The sequence below is a fragment of the Mannheimia haemolytica genome (assembly GCF_004342115.1).
Classification (GTDB): domain Bacteria; phylum Pseudomonadota; class Gammaproteobacteria; order Enterobacterales; family Pasteurellaceae; genus Mannheimia; species Mannheimia haemolytica.
Genome location: NZ_SMAC01000045.1, coordinates 1 through 12,194, shown reverse-complemented (window position 1 = coordinate 12,194; position 12,194 = coordinate 1). Strand labels below are relative to the sequence as shown.

The 12,194-nt window shown below is 37.8% G+C and carries 15 protein-coding genes and 2 tRNA genes; 11 read left to right on the top strand and 6 right to left on the bottom strand.

The window, feature by feature from the left end; all coding sequences use genetic code 11:
* On the top strand, positions 1-441 hold a 441-nt coding region (locus EDC41_RS12700; protein ID WP_243642647.1), incomplete at its 5' end, for a DUF6378 domain-containing protein.
* Here EDC41_RS12700 and EDC41_RS12695 read toward each other — a convergent pair.
* Positions 438-1,142 carry a DUF4145 domain-containing protein gene (locus EDC41_RS12695; protein WP_006253110.1) on the bottom strand — a complete coding sequence of 235 codons (705 nt, stop codon included), beginning with the start codon at positions 1,140-1,142 and terminating at the stop codon, positions 438-440. The two genes, EDC41_RS12700 and EDC41_RS12695, sit on opposite strands and share 4 nt — an antisense overlap.
* Position 1,143: 1 nt before the next feature.
* On the opposite strand from EDC41_RS12695, the gene EDC41_RS12690 reads away from it, so the two are divergent.
* The 3 genes from EDC41_RS12690 to EDC41_RS12675 all read left to right on the top strand — a co-directional run bounded on the left by EDC41_RS12690 (position 1,144) and on the right by EDC41_RS12675 (position 3,678).
* Positions 1,144-1,323 (top strand): hypothetical protein, encoded by a 180-nt coding sequence (locus tag EDC41_RS12690; RefSeq protein WP_006251861.1) that lies wholly within the window; start codon positions 1,144-1,146, stop codon positions 1,321-1,323.
* Positions 1,324-1,604: 281 nt separating this feature from the next.
* Positions 1,605-2,249 (top strand): P22AR C-terminal domain-containing protein, encoded by a 645-nt coding sequence (locus tag EDC41_RS12685; protein WP_006251860.1) that lies wholly within the window; start codon positions 1,605-1,607, stop codon positions 2,247-2,249.
* 433 nt (positions 2,250-2,682) lie between these two features.
* The gene (locus EDC41_RS12675) at positions 2,683-3,678 is read left to right on the top strand and encodes a tyrosine-type recombinase/integrase (RefSeq protein WP_006251859.1); all 996 of its coding nucleotides are present in this window, start codon (positions 2,683-2,685) and stop codon (positions 3,676-3,678) included.
* A gap of 86 nt (positions 3,679-3,764) precedes the next feature.
* On the opposite strand, the gene EDC41_RS12670 is transcribed toward EDC41_RS12675, so the two are convergent.
* Positions 3,765-3,841: transfer RNA gene (locus EDC41_RS12670), tRNA-Arg, on the bottom strand.
* Between the two features lie 24 nt (positions 3,842-3,865).
* Positions 3,866-3,942: transfer RNA gene (locus EDC41_RS12665), tRNA-Pro, on the bottom strand.
* A 169-nt stretch (positions 3,943-4,111) separates the two neighbouring features.
* Between EDC41_RS12665 and folD the strand changes: the two genes are divergently transcribed.
* Together folD and thiI are read left to right on the top strand one after the other, a co-directional pair.
* Complete coding sequence (folD, locus tag EDC41_RS12660; RefSeq protein WP_032844896.1) at positions 4,112-4,972, top strand: bifunctional methylenetetrahydrofolate dehydrogenase/methenyltetrahydrofolate cyclohydrolase FolD; 861 nt, start codon at positions 4,112-4,114, stop codon at positions 4,970-4,972.
* 114 nt (positions 4,973-5,086) lie between these two features.
* Complete coding sequence (gene thiI, locus EDC41_RS12655; protein ID WP_006251857.1) at positions 5,087-6,538, top strand: tRNA uracil 4-sulfurtransferase ThiI; 1,452 nt, start codon at positions 5,087-5,089, stop codon at positions 6,536-6,538.
* A 44-nt stretch (positions 6,539-6,582) separates the two neighbouring features.
* On the opposite strand, the gene EDC41_RS12650 is transcribed toward thiI, so the two are convergent.
* The 3 genes from EDC41_RS12650 to EDC41_RS12640 all read right to left on the bottom strand — a co-directional run bounded on the left by EDC41_RS12650 (position 6,583) and on the right by EDC41_RS12640 (position 9,635).
* Positions 6,583-7,290 carry a YwiC-like family protein gene (locus EDC41_RS12650; RefSeq protein ID WP_115262498.1) on the bottom strand — a complete coding sequence of 236 codons (708 nt, stop codon included), beginning with the start codon at positions 7,288-7,290 and terminating at the stop codon, positions 6,583-6,585.
* Positions 7,291-7,357: 67 nt separating this feature from the next.
* Positions 7,358-8,332 carry a 6-phosphofructokinase gene (pfkA, locus tag EDC41_RS12645; RefSeq protein WP_006251855.1) on the bottom strand — a complete coding sequence of 325 codons (975 nt, stop codon included), beginning with the start codon at positions 8,330-8,332 and terminating at the stop codon, positions 7,358-7,360.
* 106 nt (positions 8,333-8,438) lie between these two features.
* On the bottom strand, positions 8,439-9,635 hold the full coding sequence (locus tag EDC41_RS12640; protein ID WP_006251854.1) for an aminotransferase class V-fold PLP-dependent enzyme: 1,197 nt from the start codon (positions 9,633-9,635) through the stop codon (positions 8,439-8,441).
* A gap of 603 nt (positions 9,636-10,238) precedes the next feature.
* On the opposite strand from EDC41_RS12640, the gene EDC41_RS13720 reads away from it, so the two are divergent.
* The 5 genes from EDC41_RS13720 to EDC41_RS12615 all read left to right on the top strand — a co-directional run bounded on the left by EDC41_RS13720 (position 10,239) and on the right by EDC41_RS12615 (position 12,100).
* Positions 10,239-10,457 carry a hypothetical protein gene (locus tag EDC41_RS13720; RefSeq protein WP_006251853.1) on the top strand — a complete coding sequence of 73 codons (219 nt, stop codon included), beginning with the start codon at positions 10,239-10,241 and terminating at the stop codon, positions 10,455-10,457.
* A gap of 1 nt (position 10,458) precedes the next feature.
* Positions 10,459-10,587: a hypothetical protein gene (locus EDC41_RS14075; protein ID WP_006249211.1), complete on the top strand. Its 129-nt coding sequence runs from the start codon at positions 10,459-10,461 to the stop codon at positions 10,585-10,587.
* Positions 10,588-11,016: 429 nt separating this feature from the next.
* The gene (locus EDC41_RS12625; RefSeq protein WP_006251851.1) at positions 11,017-11,202 is read left to right on the top strand and encodes a hypothetical protein; all 186 of its coding nucleotides are present in this window, start codon (positions 11,017-11,019) and stop codon (positions 11,200-11,202) included.
* Between the two features lie 452 nt (positions 11,203-11,654).
* Entirely contained in the window at positions 11,655-11,885 is a 231-nt protein-coding gene (locus EDC41_RS12620; RefSeq protein WP_159630606.1) for a hypothetical protein, read from the top strand.
* Between the two features lie 11 nt (positions 11,886-11,896).
* The gene (locus EDC41_RS12615) at positions 11,897-12,100 is read left to right on the top strand and encodes a cupin domain-containing protein (RefSeq protein ID WP_006249206.1); all 204 of its coding nucleotides are present in this window, start codon (positions 11,897-11,899) and stop codon (positions 12,098-12,100) included.
* Positions 12,101-12,194: the final 94 nt, after the last annotated feature.

The following is a 12,194-nucleotide window of genomic DNA, read 5'->3' as shown; positions in this document are numbered from 1 at the left end:
ACGATGAAAACAACCCAACATATTTTAGATGAACGTGAACAACAACACGGCAACTACAACAGTTTCGCCAAGATTTATGGTGGTTTACGCAAAGTCAGCGACTCACACGCAGAAAAGCTCACTTGGCCACAGCAAATCGCCGTTGAGATGATGTTATTCAAAATTGCCCGAATTTTAAATAACGGAGCAAATCATCAAGACAATTATCAAGACATTGCCGGTTATGCAATGTTAGGTGGCGGGCTTTATAACCCGAAAGTGTCAGCAGAAGTTAAAGCATTACCAAAACCATTAACCGATAGTATTTACCCCGAATCACACCTTAATAAAAGCTCTGTTTGGCGGCTGGATTTGGAATTTGAAACCAAAGAAAAGGCGGTTGAGGTTTTGGCAACTTTAACTGGCACAACGTGTAATATGGGTAAAATTGAGGGTGTTTAGCCCTCAGTGCCTGTTATATTCTCTCGTGATTCATCAGGAATCATTGCAGGTAAAGTAAACGTATAGCGTAAAAATAATTGCGTAAATAAACGAAGCTCTTCTAATTCATCTACAGAAAAATCATTGTAAGTATGGGAGGCTTCAGCACTTAATGAACGAATATGTAGTGCGAAATTTTTTAAATCTTTTGTTAGCTTTCCATCATCAAAAAGTTTTTCAATTCGTTTGTTTAATTTAGCTCTAGCATCATTTCCAGCTAATTCACATAATGCTCTTTCGAGCGTGGTGCGATAAGCATTACCGGTCGCTTTAACAAAATGCGGTTTTGCTTTAATTTGAAGGTATAAATCTTCGGCTGTTTTAAGTTCCTCAACAACACTATCTGGTAATTTATCAGGAATGTCGGCTTGTTTCCGGTGATTAGGATAAAAGTTAACTATTCCTGAATAAGCTTCAGATAAATTATAGTAATTTCTACTCATTAATTTATTTCTAAAAGCATCAATTTTAGGCGTGCTATATTCTCTATCATAATCATTGATTTCTATATCGGCAATGATACTACCATCACAGCTGTTACAAGTTGCTAATATAGAAAATAACGACACATTTGAATATTTTTGATTTTCGTAGTGAATTTTAACCTCAAATCCACTTTTTTCAATCCCACAATGTGGGCAACAATGTCCAAAGGTAATCATAATGAATCTCCAAGACCATATTTATTTAATTGATAAGTTTCTAGAAGGGCAAAGACCTGAAACTACTCTGTATACCTATTTTAAAAATCAAGATGCTGAAACACAACATAATTTTGTTGTTGCATTAATAGGTAAGGTAGTCAGCACTCAAAAACTTTACCAGCACGAATTAAGCAAGTAATTTGACAACCGCCCCAAATTCGGATTAAGATAACCGCACTTACAAAACACCAGCGGTTATCCGCACCCGAAAGCATAGCGGTTTTTATGCCTAAAATTTGCAAATCCTCAGATCTGAGGATTTCTCTAAAAGTACAGAACTGTACCTTTCAGAGATCGGGTCGAGAGAGCGAGATACAACACATCAGAATAAGCTCCGCCGACTGGTGTCGGTAAGTTGAGACCCGATCAACCCTACTAAGGTTGTTCGAATAACTTAAATAAACACCAGAGGGCATAAAAATGTCAAATTTAACCATTCTTAACACGGCAATCCGCCAACACGAAAACCTATTCAGCTTAAACGACTTACACCAAGTCAGTGGTAATAGCAAAAACCATCAACCAAGTAATTTTTCACGTTTAGAAACTACCCAAGCCCTTGTTTCCGCTATTCAAGCCGAAGGCACAGCGAACCCAATTAAAACCCTACGAGGCACACAAGGCGGCACATATGCCTGCAAAGAAATCGTGATTGCCTATGCAGCGTGGATCAGCCCACAGTTTCATCTTGTGGTATTGCGAGCGTTCCTTAACCAGTTGGAAAATTTGCAAAAAAATAGCGAAATTCAACCGCTTGCACCACCGCCAAAGAAATACACTTTCGACTTTACCGAAGATGAACTCCAAAGCCTCGTATGGGCTTGGTTCGCTTTCGTGCGTGGCATTCATACTTTCCGCTATATCTACCCGATGTTTCAAAAACTCGGCTCAAATATGGCGGGCACAATTTACGGACAGGGTTTTGAATATAGCCACACCGCACAATCGGCACATAAAATTCTTGAACGTATCACCAAAGACTTTGATTGCGACCCGATGACAAACTGGCGAGTACTCAAACACCTTCGTGGTTTCGATCCGTCATTTAAAAAGCCAACGTTCTAATCACAAAAAATCATAAAACCGACCGCTTGTGAAACATCAAGCGGCGGATTTCTACACCCAAATTTTGAGGATTAGACGATGAAATACGCAAAAATCATTCTATTTTTAACCGCCTTTGCAGTTGCTGCCGACCATTTAGAGTTAGGTAATGATTGCGATGGCAAAATTTGTACAGCTCAACGCTAACTAACCCAACCGCTTGTTCCGCAAGCGGTTATTTTTTGGAGGATAATGTGGAAACATTAAGCATTAAACAGGTAGCAAATATCCTTAATGTATCCTATTGGACTGTTTTCAACAATCGCCATAGATGGGGATTTTACCAAATGGATGGCTCCCGGTTATGGCGAGTTGATAAATCAAATCTTGATTTGTTGAAAAAACGATCTAATAATGACCGTGGGCTTGCTCTATCGGTCGGAGAGGAAAAATTATGCCGATCAGAAAAAGAGGTGACGTCTATTACATTGACCTCTACACCCCTAGTGGAGAAAGAATTAGACGCACTATTAAAACAACTGTAAAAAAAGAAGCTCAGCAATACCACGATAAATTAAAAGCTCAGCTGTGGCAAATTGATAAGCTAGATCAAAAACCTGATTACCTCTTTGAAAACGCATTGGTTTTATTTCTAAAAGATGCGGAGGGAAAAGAGGATACATCAACCAAAAAACGGCACGCAATTTATTATCGAAATATTTTTGCTGGTCGAATACTAAGTTCTTTAACAAGTGATGAAATACTGGAGGCGATTCCAGAAAGGCATATGTTAAAAGGTACGCCATTGACAAATTCTACTAAGAATAAATATAGAACGTCGATAATGCGAATTTTAAAATTAGCTTATCAGGCAGGATATATTGATAAAATGCCGTTTATCCCTAAAAAGAAAGAGCCTCCAATTCGTGTTCGTTGGATTACCAAAGAACAAGCCAAGCAGTTTATTAATAATATTAGTACTGATTGGATGAAAACTATCTGCTCTTTTGCTTTATTAACAGGAGCAAGGCGAACAGAAATACTTTCTATGACTTGGGATAAAATAGATTTTATCCGTAAAGTAGCGATTGTTTCAAATGATATTGCCAAATCGGAAAAAGCGAGATCGCTTTTACTTAATGATGATGCACTTGAATTACTACAAAAGCAGAGAGGGAAAAATCCTAAATATGTTTTTGTAGGAAGTAAAGGGCAGGCATTACAAGATATCAACCGCAAAATATTTAACAAAGCGACTGAAAAATGTTTATTGGTTGATTTTCATTTCCATGATTTAAGGCATACTTGGGCCAGTTGGCACGTTCAGGCCGGCACACCATTATTTACCTTAAAAGAATTGGGTGGCTGGGAAACATTAGAGATGGTAAAGAAATATGCCCATCTTAATGCAGACCATTTACTCAACCACGCTAACTCAGTTAAATTCTAGTCACAAATTAGTCACAAAGTATTTTTGACATAGAAAATTAATAACTGATATTTAAATGTAACTATTTGAAATATAAGGATAAATAATGGCACGCCCTAAAGGATTCGAACCTTTGACCCACGCCTTAGAAGGGCGTTGCTCTATCCAGCTGAGCTAAGGGCGCAGATGAAGATAATATAAAAAGAAGTGGTCGGCGAGATAGGATTTGAACCTACGACCCACTGGTCCCAAACCAGTTGCGCTACCAAGCTGCGCTACTCGCCGACATAAGATGTTGTTGATTATAGATTTCTTTGCACAACAGTCAATCTTTTTTTGTGAATGTCGGCTTAAATGATTGAAGTTTATCCGTTATTCAAAATTAGCTTATCAAAAAGGCTATTTTTTGAGAAAATGACGAATGTTTTGCCAAGTGATATTTCGGGAGGTAGTAATGACTGCACAAATTATTTCTGGGAGTGAGGTTTCTTCACAAATTAAAAAAAAAGTGAGTGAGAAAATCGCTCATTATGTTGAACAGGGTAAACGTAACCCCGGTCTTGCGGTCATTTTAGTGGGGAATGACCCAGCCTCTCAAGTGTATGTGGGGAGTAAACGCAAAAGTTGTGCTGAAATTGGGATTGAGTCGAAATCTTATGATTTACCTGAAGAAACTACAGAGGCTGAATTATTAGCTCTGATTGAACAGCTGAATCAAGATGATTCGGTCGATGGGATTTTAGTTCAATTACCGTTACCTAAACAAATTGATTCGACTAAAGTGATTGAAGCCATCTTACCACATAAAGATGTTGATGGATTTCATCCTTATAATGTTGGGCGTTTATCTCAGCGTATTCCCACTTTACGCCCTTGCACGCCATACGGTGTGATGAAGTTGCTTGAAACAACAGGGGTAGATTTATACGGTCAACACGCAGTGATTGTAGGTGCGTCTAATATTGTTGGTCGCCCGATGGCGTTAGAATTGTTGCTTGGTGGTTGTACAGTCACTGTCACTCATCGCTTTACCAAAGATTTAGAGCATCACGTTCGTCAAGCAGATATTTTAGTTGTAGCAGTCGGCAAGCCTGAATTTATTCCCGGGGAGTGGGTTAAAGACGGTGCTATCGTGATTGATGTAGGGATTAACCGTGGAGCAGACGGCAAACTAAAAGGTGATGTAGAGTATTCAGTTGCCTCGCAAAAAGCGGCATTTATTACCCCTGTTCCCGGTGGTGTAGGCCCGATGACGGTGGCAATGTTAATGCAAAATACCTTGCAGGCGTATGAAAACCATTTACAAGTGGTCTAATTTGACAGATATTTTGCAAATCCTCGGCATTGGTCGAGGATTTCTTTTTCTAGGCTTTTTCAGCAGAAAAGGCTAAAATACTCGCCATTTTTGTCACACTATTCTGATTTAAATATGAAATTTATCATCAAACTTTTCCCTGAAATTATGATTAAAAGCGATTCTGTTCGGAAACGCTTTATCAAAATTTTAACCTCAAATATTCGTAACGTATTATTAAAAGAGACTGAAAATGTGTCTGTGGTTCGCCATTGGGACTTTATTGAAGTTCGGGCGAAAGTGGAGGAAGAAACGGCATTAGTGCTGGATTTACTTAAACGCACGCCGGGTATTCACCATATTTTAGAAGTGGAGGAAACCCCTTTTACGGATATGCACGATATTTTTGAGCAGACTTATGCCGCAGTGAAAGCTGAACTAGAAGGCAAAACGTTTAGCGTGCGGGTTCGCCGTAAAGGAAAGCACGATTTCCGTTCTCTTGATGTAGAGCGTTATGTCGGTGGTGGGCTGAATCAGCGGATTGAAACGGCGAAAGTGAAATTAACCAACCCAGATGTTACGGTCAGAATTGATATTGAACATGATAAAATGTTGCTGATTAAAGCTCGCCACGAAGGGTTAGGCGGGTATCCAATCGGCACACAAGAAGATGTGTTGTCATTGATTTCGGGTGGTTTTGATTCGGGTGTATCGAGCTATATGCTGATTCGCAGAGGTTCTCGTGTGCATTACTGTTTTTTCAATTTAGGTGGTGCCGCACACGAAATTGGCGTGAAACAGATGGCATATCATATTTGGAGCCGTTATAGTACCTCGCACAAAGTCCGTTTTATCGCCATTAATTTTGAAAATGTAGTGGGTGAGATTTTAGAAAAAGTTGATAACGGACAAATGGGCGTGGTATTAAAACGTATGATGGTGCGAGCGGCAAGCCGTATTGCCGAGCGTTTTGATATTCAAGCGATTGTGACCGGTGAGGCGTTGGGGCAGGTCTCTAGCCAAACACTGACTAATTTACGTTTAATTGATAAGGCATCAGATACGCTGGTATTACGTCCGCTCATCACTCACGATAAAGAGCAGATTATTGCAATGGCAAAAGCGATAGGCACTGACGATATTGCTAAATCAATGCCGGAGTTCTGTGGAGTAATTTCTAAAAATCCGACGGTTAAGGCAATCGAAACTAAAATTTTGGAAGAAGAAGGCAACTTTAATTTTGAGGTACTAGAACAAGCGGTTCAAACGGCGAGTTATTTAGATATTCGTGAGATCGCTCAGCAAACCGAAAAAGAGGTTGTTTCGGTTGAAACCACAACAGAATTGAGTAAAAACGATGTTGTGCTAGATATTCGCAGCCCGGAAGAGGTTGATGAAAAACCATTCCGTTTAGACGGGGTTGAAGTAAAAGAACTCCCGTTTTATAAACTTTCCAGCCAGTTTAGTACGCTTGACCAAAGCAAAACCTACTTGCTCTATTGCCAACGTGGGGTAATGAGTAAACTGCAGGCTCTTTATTTGAAAGAGAATGGCTACAGCAATGTAAAAGTGTTTCGAGTGAAATAATGCCTCTTTGATTGCACCTTAATGATTGATTAAGGTGCAATTTTTTACCAAATAAGGCTTGCTAAAAAGAGTAAGATCACAGGAAATTCAAGCATTCCAACTTGTTTAACATTCCAGCCAAAGCTTGGCACAATAATGGCTCGGGCAGTTGCAATTAAATAAGCAAAAAAGACCGCTTGTAGAGAGCAGAGTATGTAAAGCATTGCTAAAACCAAATGTATTGCAATACTGATTTCCATATAAATTGGGTTTCTTCGCTCTCGCACCATACTCTTTATATAGAAAGTCGTAGCAATAAAAAATAGGGTAGGGTGGAGCAGAATCTCAAACTGATATTGTTTCGTTACCAGATAATAAGCTGCCATTCCCATTATGCCAAAGGTTAGAATGCCGGCAACATCATTCCATAAATTGCGTTCATCTTTTTGTTTGGCGTAGTGAACTTGCACTAACCCAAGCGGTAGAATTATCGGTAAAAATTGCAAAATCGAAGGCTGAGCGTAGATCAAAGGTAATGCAAATAGAATGCTTAAGCCAAAGTAGATTTTCGCCCATTTTTTATTGCGTTCAGTTGGCTTTTTACTGAAAAGTGAGAGAAAAGGGTAGGAAAAGAAGTAGAGAAACAGCCACGACAGCCCAAAGAAAATATGCAAAGTGCTAAAACCACTTTCAATAACGGCGTAGAGAAACGGCAACATTGCCATTGCTAATGCACCGTGTTGGTTGGATATAACGGGTTTTTCTTTGAACATTTAATTTCCCTCTTAATGTGGCAAATAAAAAGGCGACTAAACAGCCGCCTTTAAATTGTAAGAAAAGTTAGAATAATTTTCTAGAGGCTTCAAATAATTCTTCTTTGAACGGACGACGCATATTATTGATCGCATCAATAATATCGTGGTGAACCAACTGCTCGTTTTGAATACCGACACAGTGACCGCCAAAGCCTTGCAGTAATAATTCCACCGCATAGACGCCCATACGGGAGGCCAAAATACGGTCGAAGGCACAAGGCGAACCACCACGTTGAATATGACCTAATACGGTTGCACGGGTTTCATTGCCGAAACGTGCTTCAATTTCTTTCGCTAATGCGTGAACATCGGTCATCAATTCTGTAATTGCAATAATTGAATGGCGTTTACCTTTGTGGAAACCTTCTTCAATGCTTCGCATTAATGCATCTTTATCTAAGCCTTTTTCCGGTACGATCACATATTCGCAACCACCGGCGAGGGCAGCACTTAGGGTTAAATCACCACAGTGGCGACCCATAATTTCCACAATCGAAATACGTTGGTGTGAACTTGAAGTATCACGCAGGCGGTCAATCGCATCTAATGCGGTTTCAAGGGCAGTTTGATAGCCGATGGTGTAATCCGTTCCCACAATATCGTTATCAATCGTACCCGGAATACCGATACAAGGGTAACCAAATTCTTCGGTTAATAATTTAGCCCCCATATAAGAACCGTCGCCACCAATAACCACTAATGCATCAATGCTGTATTTTTTTAAGGTTTCGACACAATGTTTGCGAACTTCTGGTCTTTTAAAATCAGGGAAGCGGGCAGAACCTAAGAATGTACCGCCTCGGTTGATGGTTTCAGACACGGAACGGCGGTCAAGTGGGATCACTTTATCGTGGTAAAGCCCATAGTAGCCGTCTTGAATACCACAAACCTCTAAACCTTCATTAAGTGCGGTACGAACCACACCACGGATTGCCGCGTTCATTCCTGGTGCATCACCACCACTGGTTAATACTGCAATTTTTTTGATTTTTTTACTCATTTAAAAACACCTTGTTGATAAATTAAAGTTAAATTGGAAACTGGTGCAAGGTTACAATATTCAGCCTTTTCGTTCTACTAAAAAATACGTATTTTTTTGATTTAGCTTAGCTTTCTTGCAAAATTTCAAGGGTAAAATCTAGAGCGTTGAAAAAATGCTCAACATCTTGTTGATTATTGTAATGGGCAAGTGAAAGTCGAACTGTTCCGACCTCTTCTAAATGGCGTAAATAAGGCTTGGCACAATGCTCCCCTTGGCGGATCGCAATTTTACTTTGGGTTAAGAAAGCGGCAATATCGGCAGGGTGCTGATTTTTCACCACAAAGCTAATAGTCGGTGTATTTTGTTGCCCGATAATTTGCAAATTTTGATAAGAATTTAACCGCTTGCAGGTGTATTCAGCCAAGTCATAAAGCTGATGATTAAGATCGACAAAATCCCATTTTTCGAGCCAAGCTAGCACTTGCCCAAAGCCGATAATGCCGGCGATATTCGGCGTGCCAGCTTCCAAGCGATAAGGTAACTCTGCCACAGTTAATTCACTTTCCGTAATGTTTTTCAGCATTTTGCCGCCAAATACAAGCGGTTGAATTTGCTCCAAACTTTGCAATTTGCCGGTAAGCACGCCCACACCGTTTGGACCATACATTTTATGGGCGGAAAAAGCGTAGAAATCTGCATCTAATTTCTGAACGTCCACTTGCTCTGAGCAAACTGCTTGAGCAATATCTAACACAATTTTAGCAGAGCAAGATTGGCGGATAAGCGGGATTATTTGTTCCGCTGGCTGGCGAACTCCTGTTACGTTAGAAACTAAATTAAAGGCAACAATTTTGGTTTTTTCCGATAACGCATTTTTAAGGGTTTCAAGCTCAATTTCATACTTATCATTAAGTGGCAACACCACGAGTTTCGCCCTTGTACGCTGTGCCAACTGCTGCCAAGGAATAAAATTAGCGTGATGTTCCGCCACTGAAATTACAATTTCATCGCCTGCTGCAATTTGATGCTCCAAGCCATAAGCCACGGTGTTAATACTTTGGGTTGTACCGCTTGTCCAAATCACCGCTTCACGAGTTTCCACATTGAAACGTTTTGCGACTAAATCTCGAGCTAATTCATATTGTTCGGTTTGTGGCAAATCGTACTGACTGCGATGCACCGACCCCGCAGAAGCGTAAAACTCACTTGTTGCTTCAATGAGTACATCAGGTTTCAGCGTTGTAGCGGCAGAATCTAAATACGTCCATCCGTCAGATTTTTCAAAAAAAGGGAAATGGGTGCGAAATTGGGTGTTAAGCATAAGTTAATTCCTAAGAGTTGTGGAAAATTGAGTTACCAAGAAAATACCTATTATAAAGGAATGTTTTGAGGTAAGAAGCATTTCAAGAAATAAATAGATTTATTTTGTTATCTTTTTGTTAAATTCGTGTTGACTAATAAAATTATTTTTATAAAATCCACATAAAAAATATGGTCTATTTAGGGGGGTAAAAAATAAATATTACTAATGTATGAGAAGAAGATAATCTATATTTTTTAAAATGCCCTGAAATATATTCTATTCGTTTTAACCTAAGAGAGGTTATATGAAATTATTTTTTAAAAATGCGAATAAAATCATAAATATGTTTTTGTTTTATATTTTTATATATTGTATATCTTTAATAATATCATCATTTTTTAATGTGCATGTTGCTTATTTTTATTTTGGAATATTATTTTATTTTTTAATTATTTTAAGAAAATAGTCACTTTTTTGTTAAAAGTGTGACGTTTATTTTTGCTGAGTTTTTAGTTTTATATTTAATGCTGTAATATGTTTGTATGTGAGGTTTTTATGTATCTTAAAGTATTGTTTTTTACATCAAGTATTTTGCTTCCTTTTGTATATAAGGATATTTGTATGTCAGCAAATAATAGTCTTTATTTTTTTATGAAAAAAACTATATGGAAGGTTTTGTTTTTTTCGATGCTGTCTAATTTTTTCTTTTTTATAAAAGATGGATATATGAAGGAACTTAATGTTTTATATATTGTGGAAGATGTTGTAAGTATAGTATTATTTTTAGAATTATTTTTAATATTGGTTTTTGTGATCAGAATTAGATTAAAGGGAGAATGAAATGAAAGAACCATCAATTTTACAATTAAGCTTAGTAGTTGGAGGGAATTCTGAAAATAAGGCTAATCAACCAGATCTTGTATCTTATGGCGTTGCTTTTGCTACAGGGTTTGCAAGAGGGGGGCTTTAGGCGGTTTATCCAGTACTTCTGTTAATTTAGCCCTTGATTTAGCGAGGAGCCTACCTATTACAATACATGAAAATTCTTTACCTAGCGGTGTAAAAGAATTAATTCCATCATCTTTACCAATAAAGCCTACGTTTGGAGTTCCAGGTAGAACGAATAATAACCAATCTGGCTCAAACTACGATTGTGGTGATGGTACAGATTATCAAGGCTAGTGGAGATGAAAATGAAAATTCAATTTCCAATTTCTTATCAAGAATTTCGTGAAAGTTATTCTGAGAAACAACCACTTTTAATGAAAGGTGCTATAGAGTAGCAAGATTTACTTTCTTGGAAGGCTATCAATGAAGTATTACCTCGTTGTGATTTACTTTCTGAAGATGCAATTAAAGTAATGTATAAAGTAAGTTGAAATACTTTAATGGAGAAAGTATGGTGGATTTTTCTATTTTGATATTAGTTATAGTATTGCCTGTTATTTTTGTGAAAGTTATAGATGTACTGTTGCTTAGTAAGTTAGATATGAGTAAGGAAAAAAATGACAAATGCCAAATAATAATATATTTATTTATAATAATTTTACTTGGGGCATATAAGAGCTATTTTATTCAAAAATAAATAAGAGGAGAGAAAATGAAAGATCTTAGTATTAAGGATTGTGAAATAATATATGGAGGCATAGCCCCTTTGTGGTGGGATGGTACTGGCATTACATCATACTGGGAACTAAATTATACCACCCTACCACTAGTATTTTAGTTTATACGGCTAGATAAATATGATTTTTGAAAAAATATTACTTATATTGATTATCCCATTCATATTATCAAGAATTGTGTCTATTCTTCTTGTAAAGAAGATTGTAAAAAATAAAAATGTACAAGATGTTATTGAGGCTATAGTTCTAATAGTATTTGTTGTAATTATAAACATCATAGAGGAATATCTCTTATGAAAGAGTTAAAAATTGAGGATTGCCAATTTGTTTCGGCAGGCTTGCACTTGTTATTGTAGGAGCTGTTGCTGGAGCTGCATATTATGTTGGGAATAGTATGATTTCTGGGGAAAAAATGACTTGGGAGAGTTTGGGAGCATCAGCTATAGGTGGGGCTATTGGTGGCGGTATTGGAGCAACAATGAAAGCTGGTGCGGTGACAGCGTCAACCTTATCTGCTTTAGGTGGTGGTATGGGGGAGGGCTTGTATAAAAGTACTTCTCAAGGTATCAAAAATAGTATTGGTATAAAGGCGAGTTGCAATCAATCAGGTTCGGATTATGGTGATGGATGTGATTATCAATAAGAGAGTATATTATGAAAATTCAATTTCCAATTTCTTATCAAGAATTTCGTGAAAACTATTTTGAGAAAAAACCACTTTTAATGAAAGGAGCAATATCTCAGAAAGATTTACTTTCTTGGAAGTCAATAAATGAAATATTACCTCGCTGTGATTTAATTTCTGAGGATGCAATTAAGGTAATGCATAAAGGGAAAAGGGCTCATAAAAAAGATTAGGGGCTGTAGTAGATTAGCATCACTGCTATACTACAAAAATGAAGATAACCCATTGTAAATTAAAGAAATCTTTGCAGAAAAAGCTTCTTGAATT

Bases quoted from the DNA above. Each gene is read 5' to 3' on its own strand.
- EDC41_RS12640 (WP_006251854.1), bottom strand. From the start codon at position 9,635: ATGCTTAACACCCAATTTCGCACCCATTTCCCTTTTTTTGAAAAATCT.
- EDC41_RS12615 (WP_006249206.1), top strand. From the start codon at position 11,897: ATGAAAATTCAATTTCCAATTTCTTATCAAGAATTTCGTGAAAACTAT.
- EDC41_RS12690 (WP_006251861.1), top strand. From the start codon at position 1,144: ATGAATCTCCAAGACCATATTTATTTAATTGATAAGTTTCTAGAAGGG.
- pfkA (WP_006251855.1), bottom strand. From the start codon at position 8,332: ATGAGTAAAAAAATCAAAAAAATTGCAGTATTAACCAGTGGTGGTGAT.
- EDC41_RS12685 (WP_006251860.1), top strand. From the start codon at position 1,605: ATGTCAAATTTAACCATTCTTAACACGGCAATCCGCCAACACGAAAAC.
- EDC41_RS13720 (WP_006251853.1), top strand. From the start codon at position 10,239: ATGTCAGCAAATAATAGTCTTTATTTTTTTATGAAAAAAACTATATGG.
- thiI (WP_006251857.1), top strand. From the start codon at position 5,087: ATGAAATTTATCATCAAACTTTTCCCTGAAATTATGATTAAAAGCGAT.
- EDC41_RS12620 (WP_159630606.1), top strand. From the start codon at position 11,655: ATGACTTGGGAGAGTTTGGGAGCATCAGCTATAGGTGGGGCTATTGGT.
- folD (WP_032844896.1), top strand. From the start codon at position 4,112: ATGACTGCACAAATTATTTCTGGGAGTGAGGTTTCTTCACAAATTAAA.
- EDC41_RS12695 (WP_006253110.1), bottom strand. From the start codon at position 1,142: ATGATTACCTTTGGACATTGTTGCCCACATTGTGGGATTGAAAAAAGT.
- EDC41_RS14075 (WP_006249211.1), top strand. From the start codon at position 10,459: ATGAAAGAACCATCAATTTTACAATTAAGCTTAGTAGTTGGAGGGAAT.
- EDC41_RS12650 (WP_115262498.1), bottom strand. From the start codon at position 7,290: ATGTTCAAAGAAAAACCCGTTATATCCAACCAACACGGTGCATTAGCA.
- EDC41_RS12625 (WP_006251851.1), top strand. From the start codon at position 11,017: ATGGTGGATTTTTCTATTTTGATATTAGTTATAGTATTGCCTGTTATT.
- EDC41_RS12675 (WP_006251859.1), top strand. From the start codon at position 2,683: ATGCCGATCAGAAAAAGAGGTGACGTCTATTACATTGACCTCTACACC.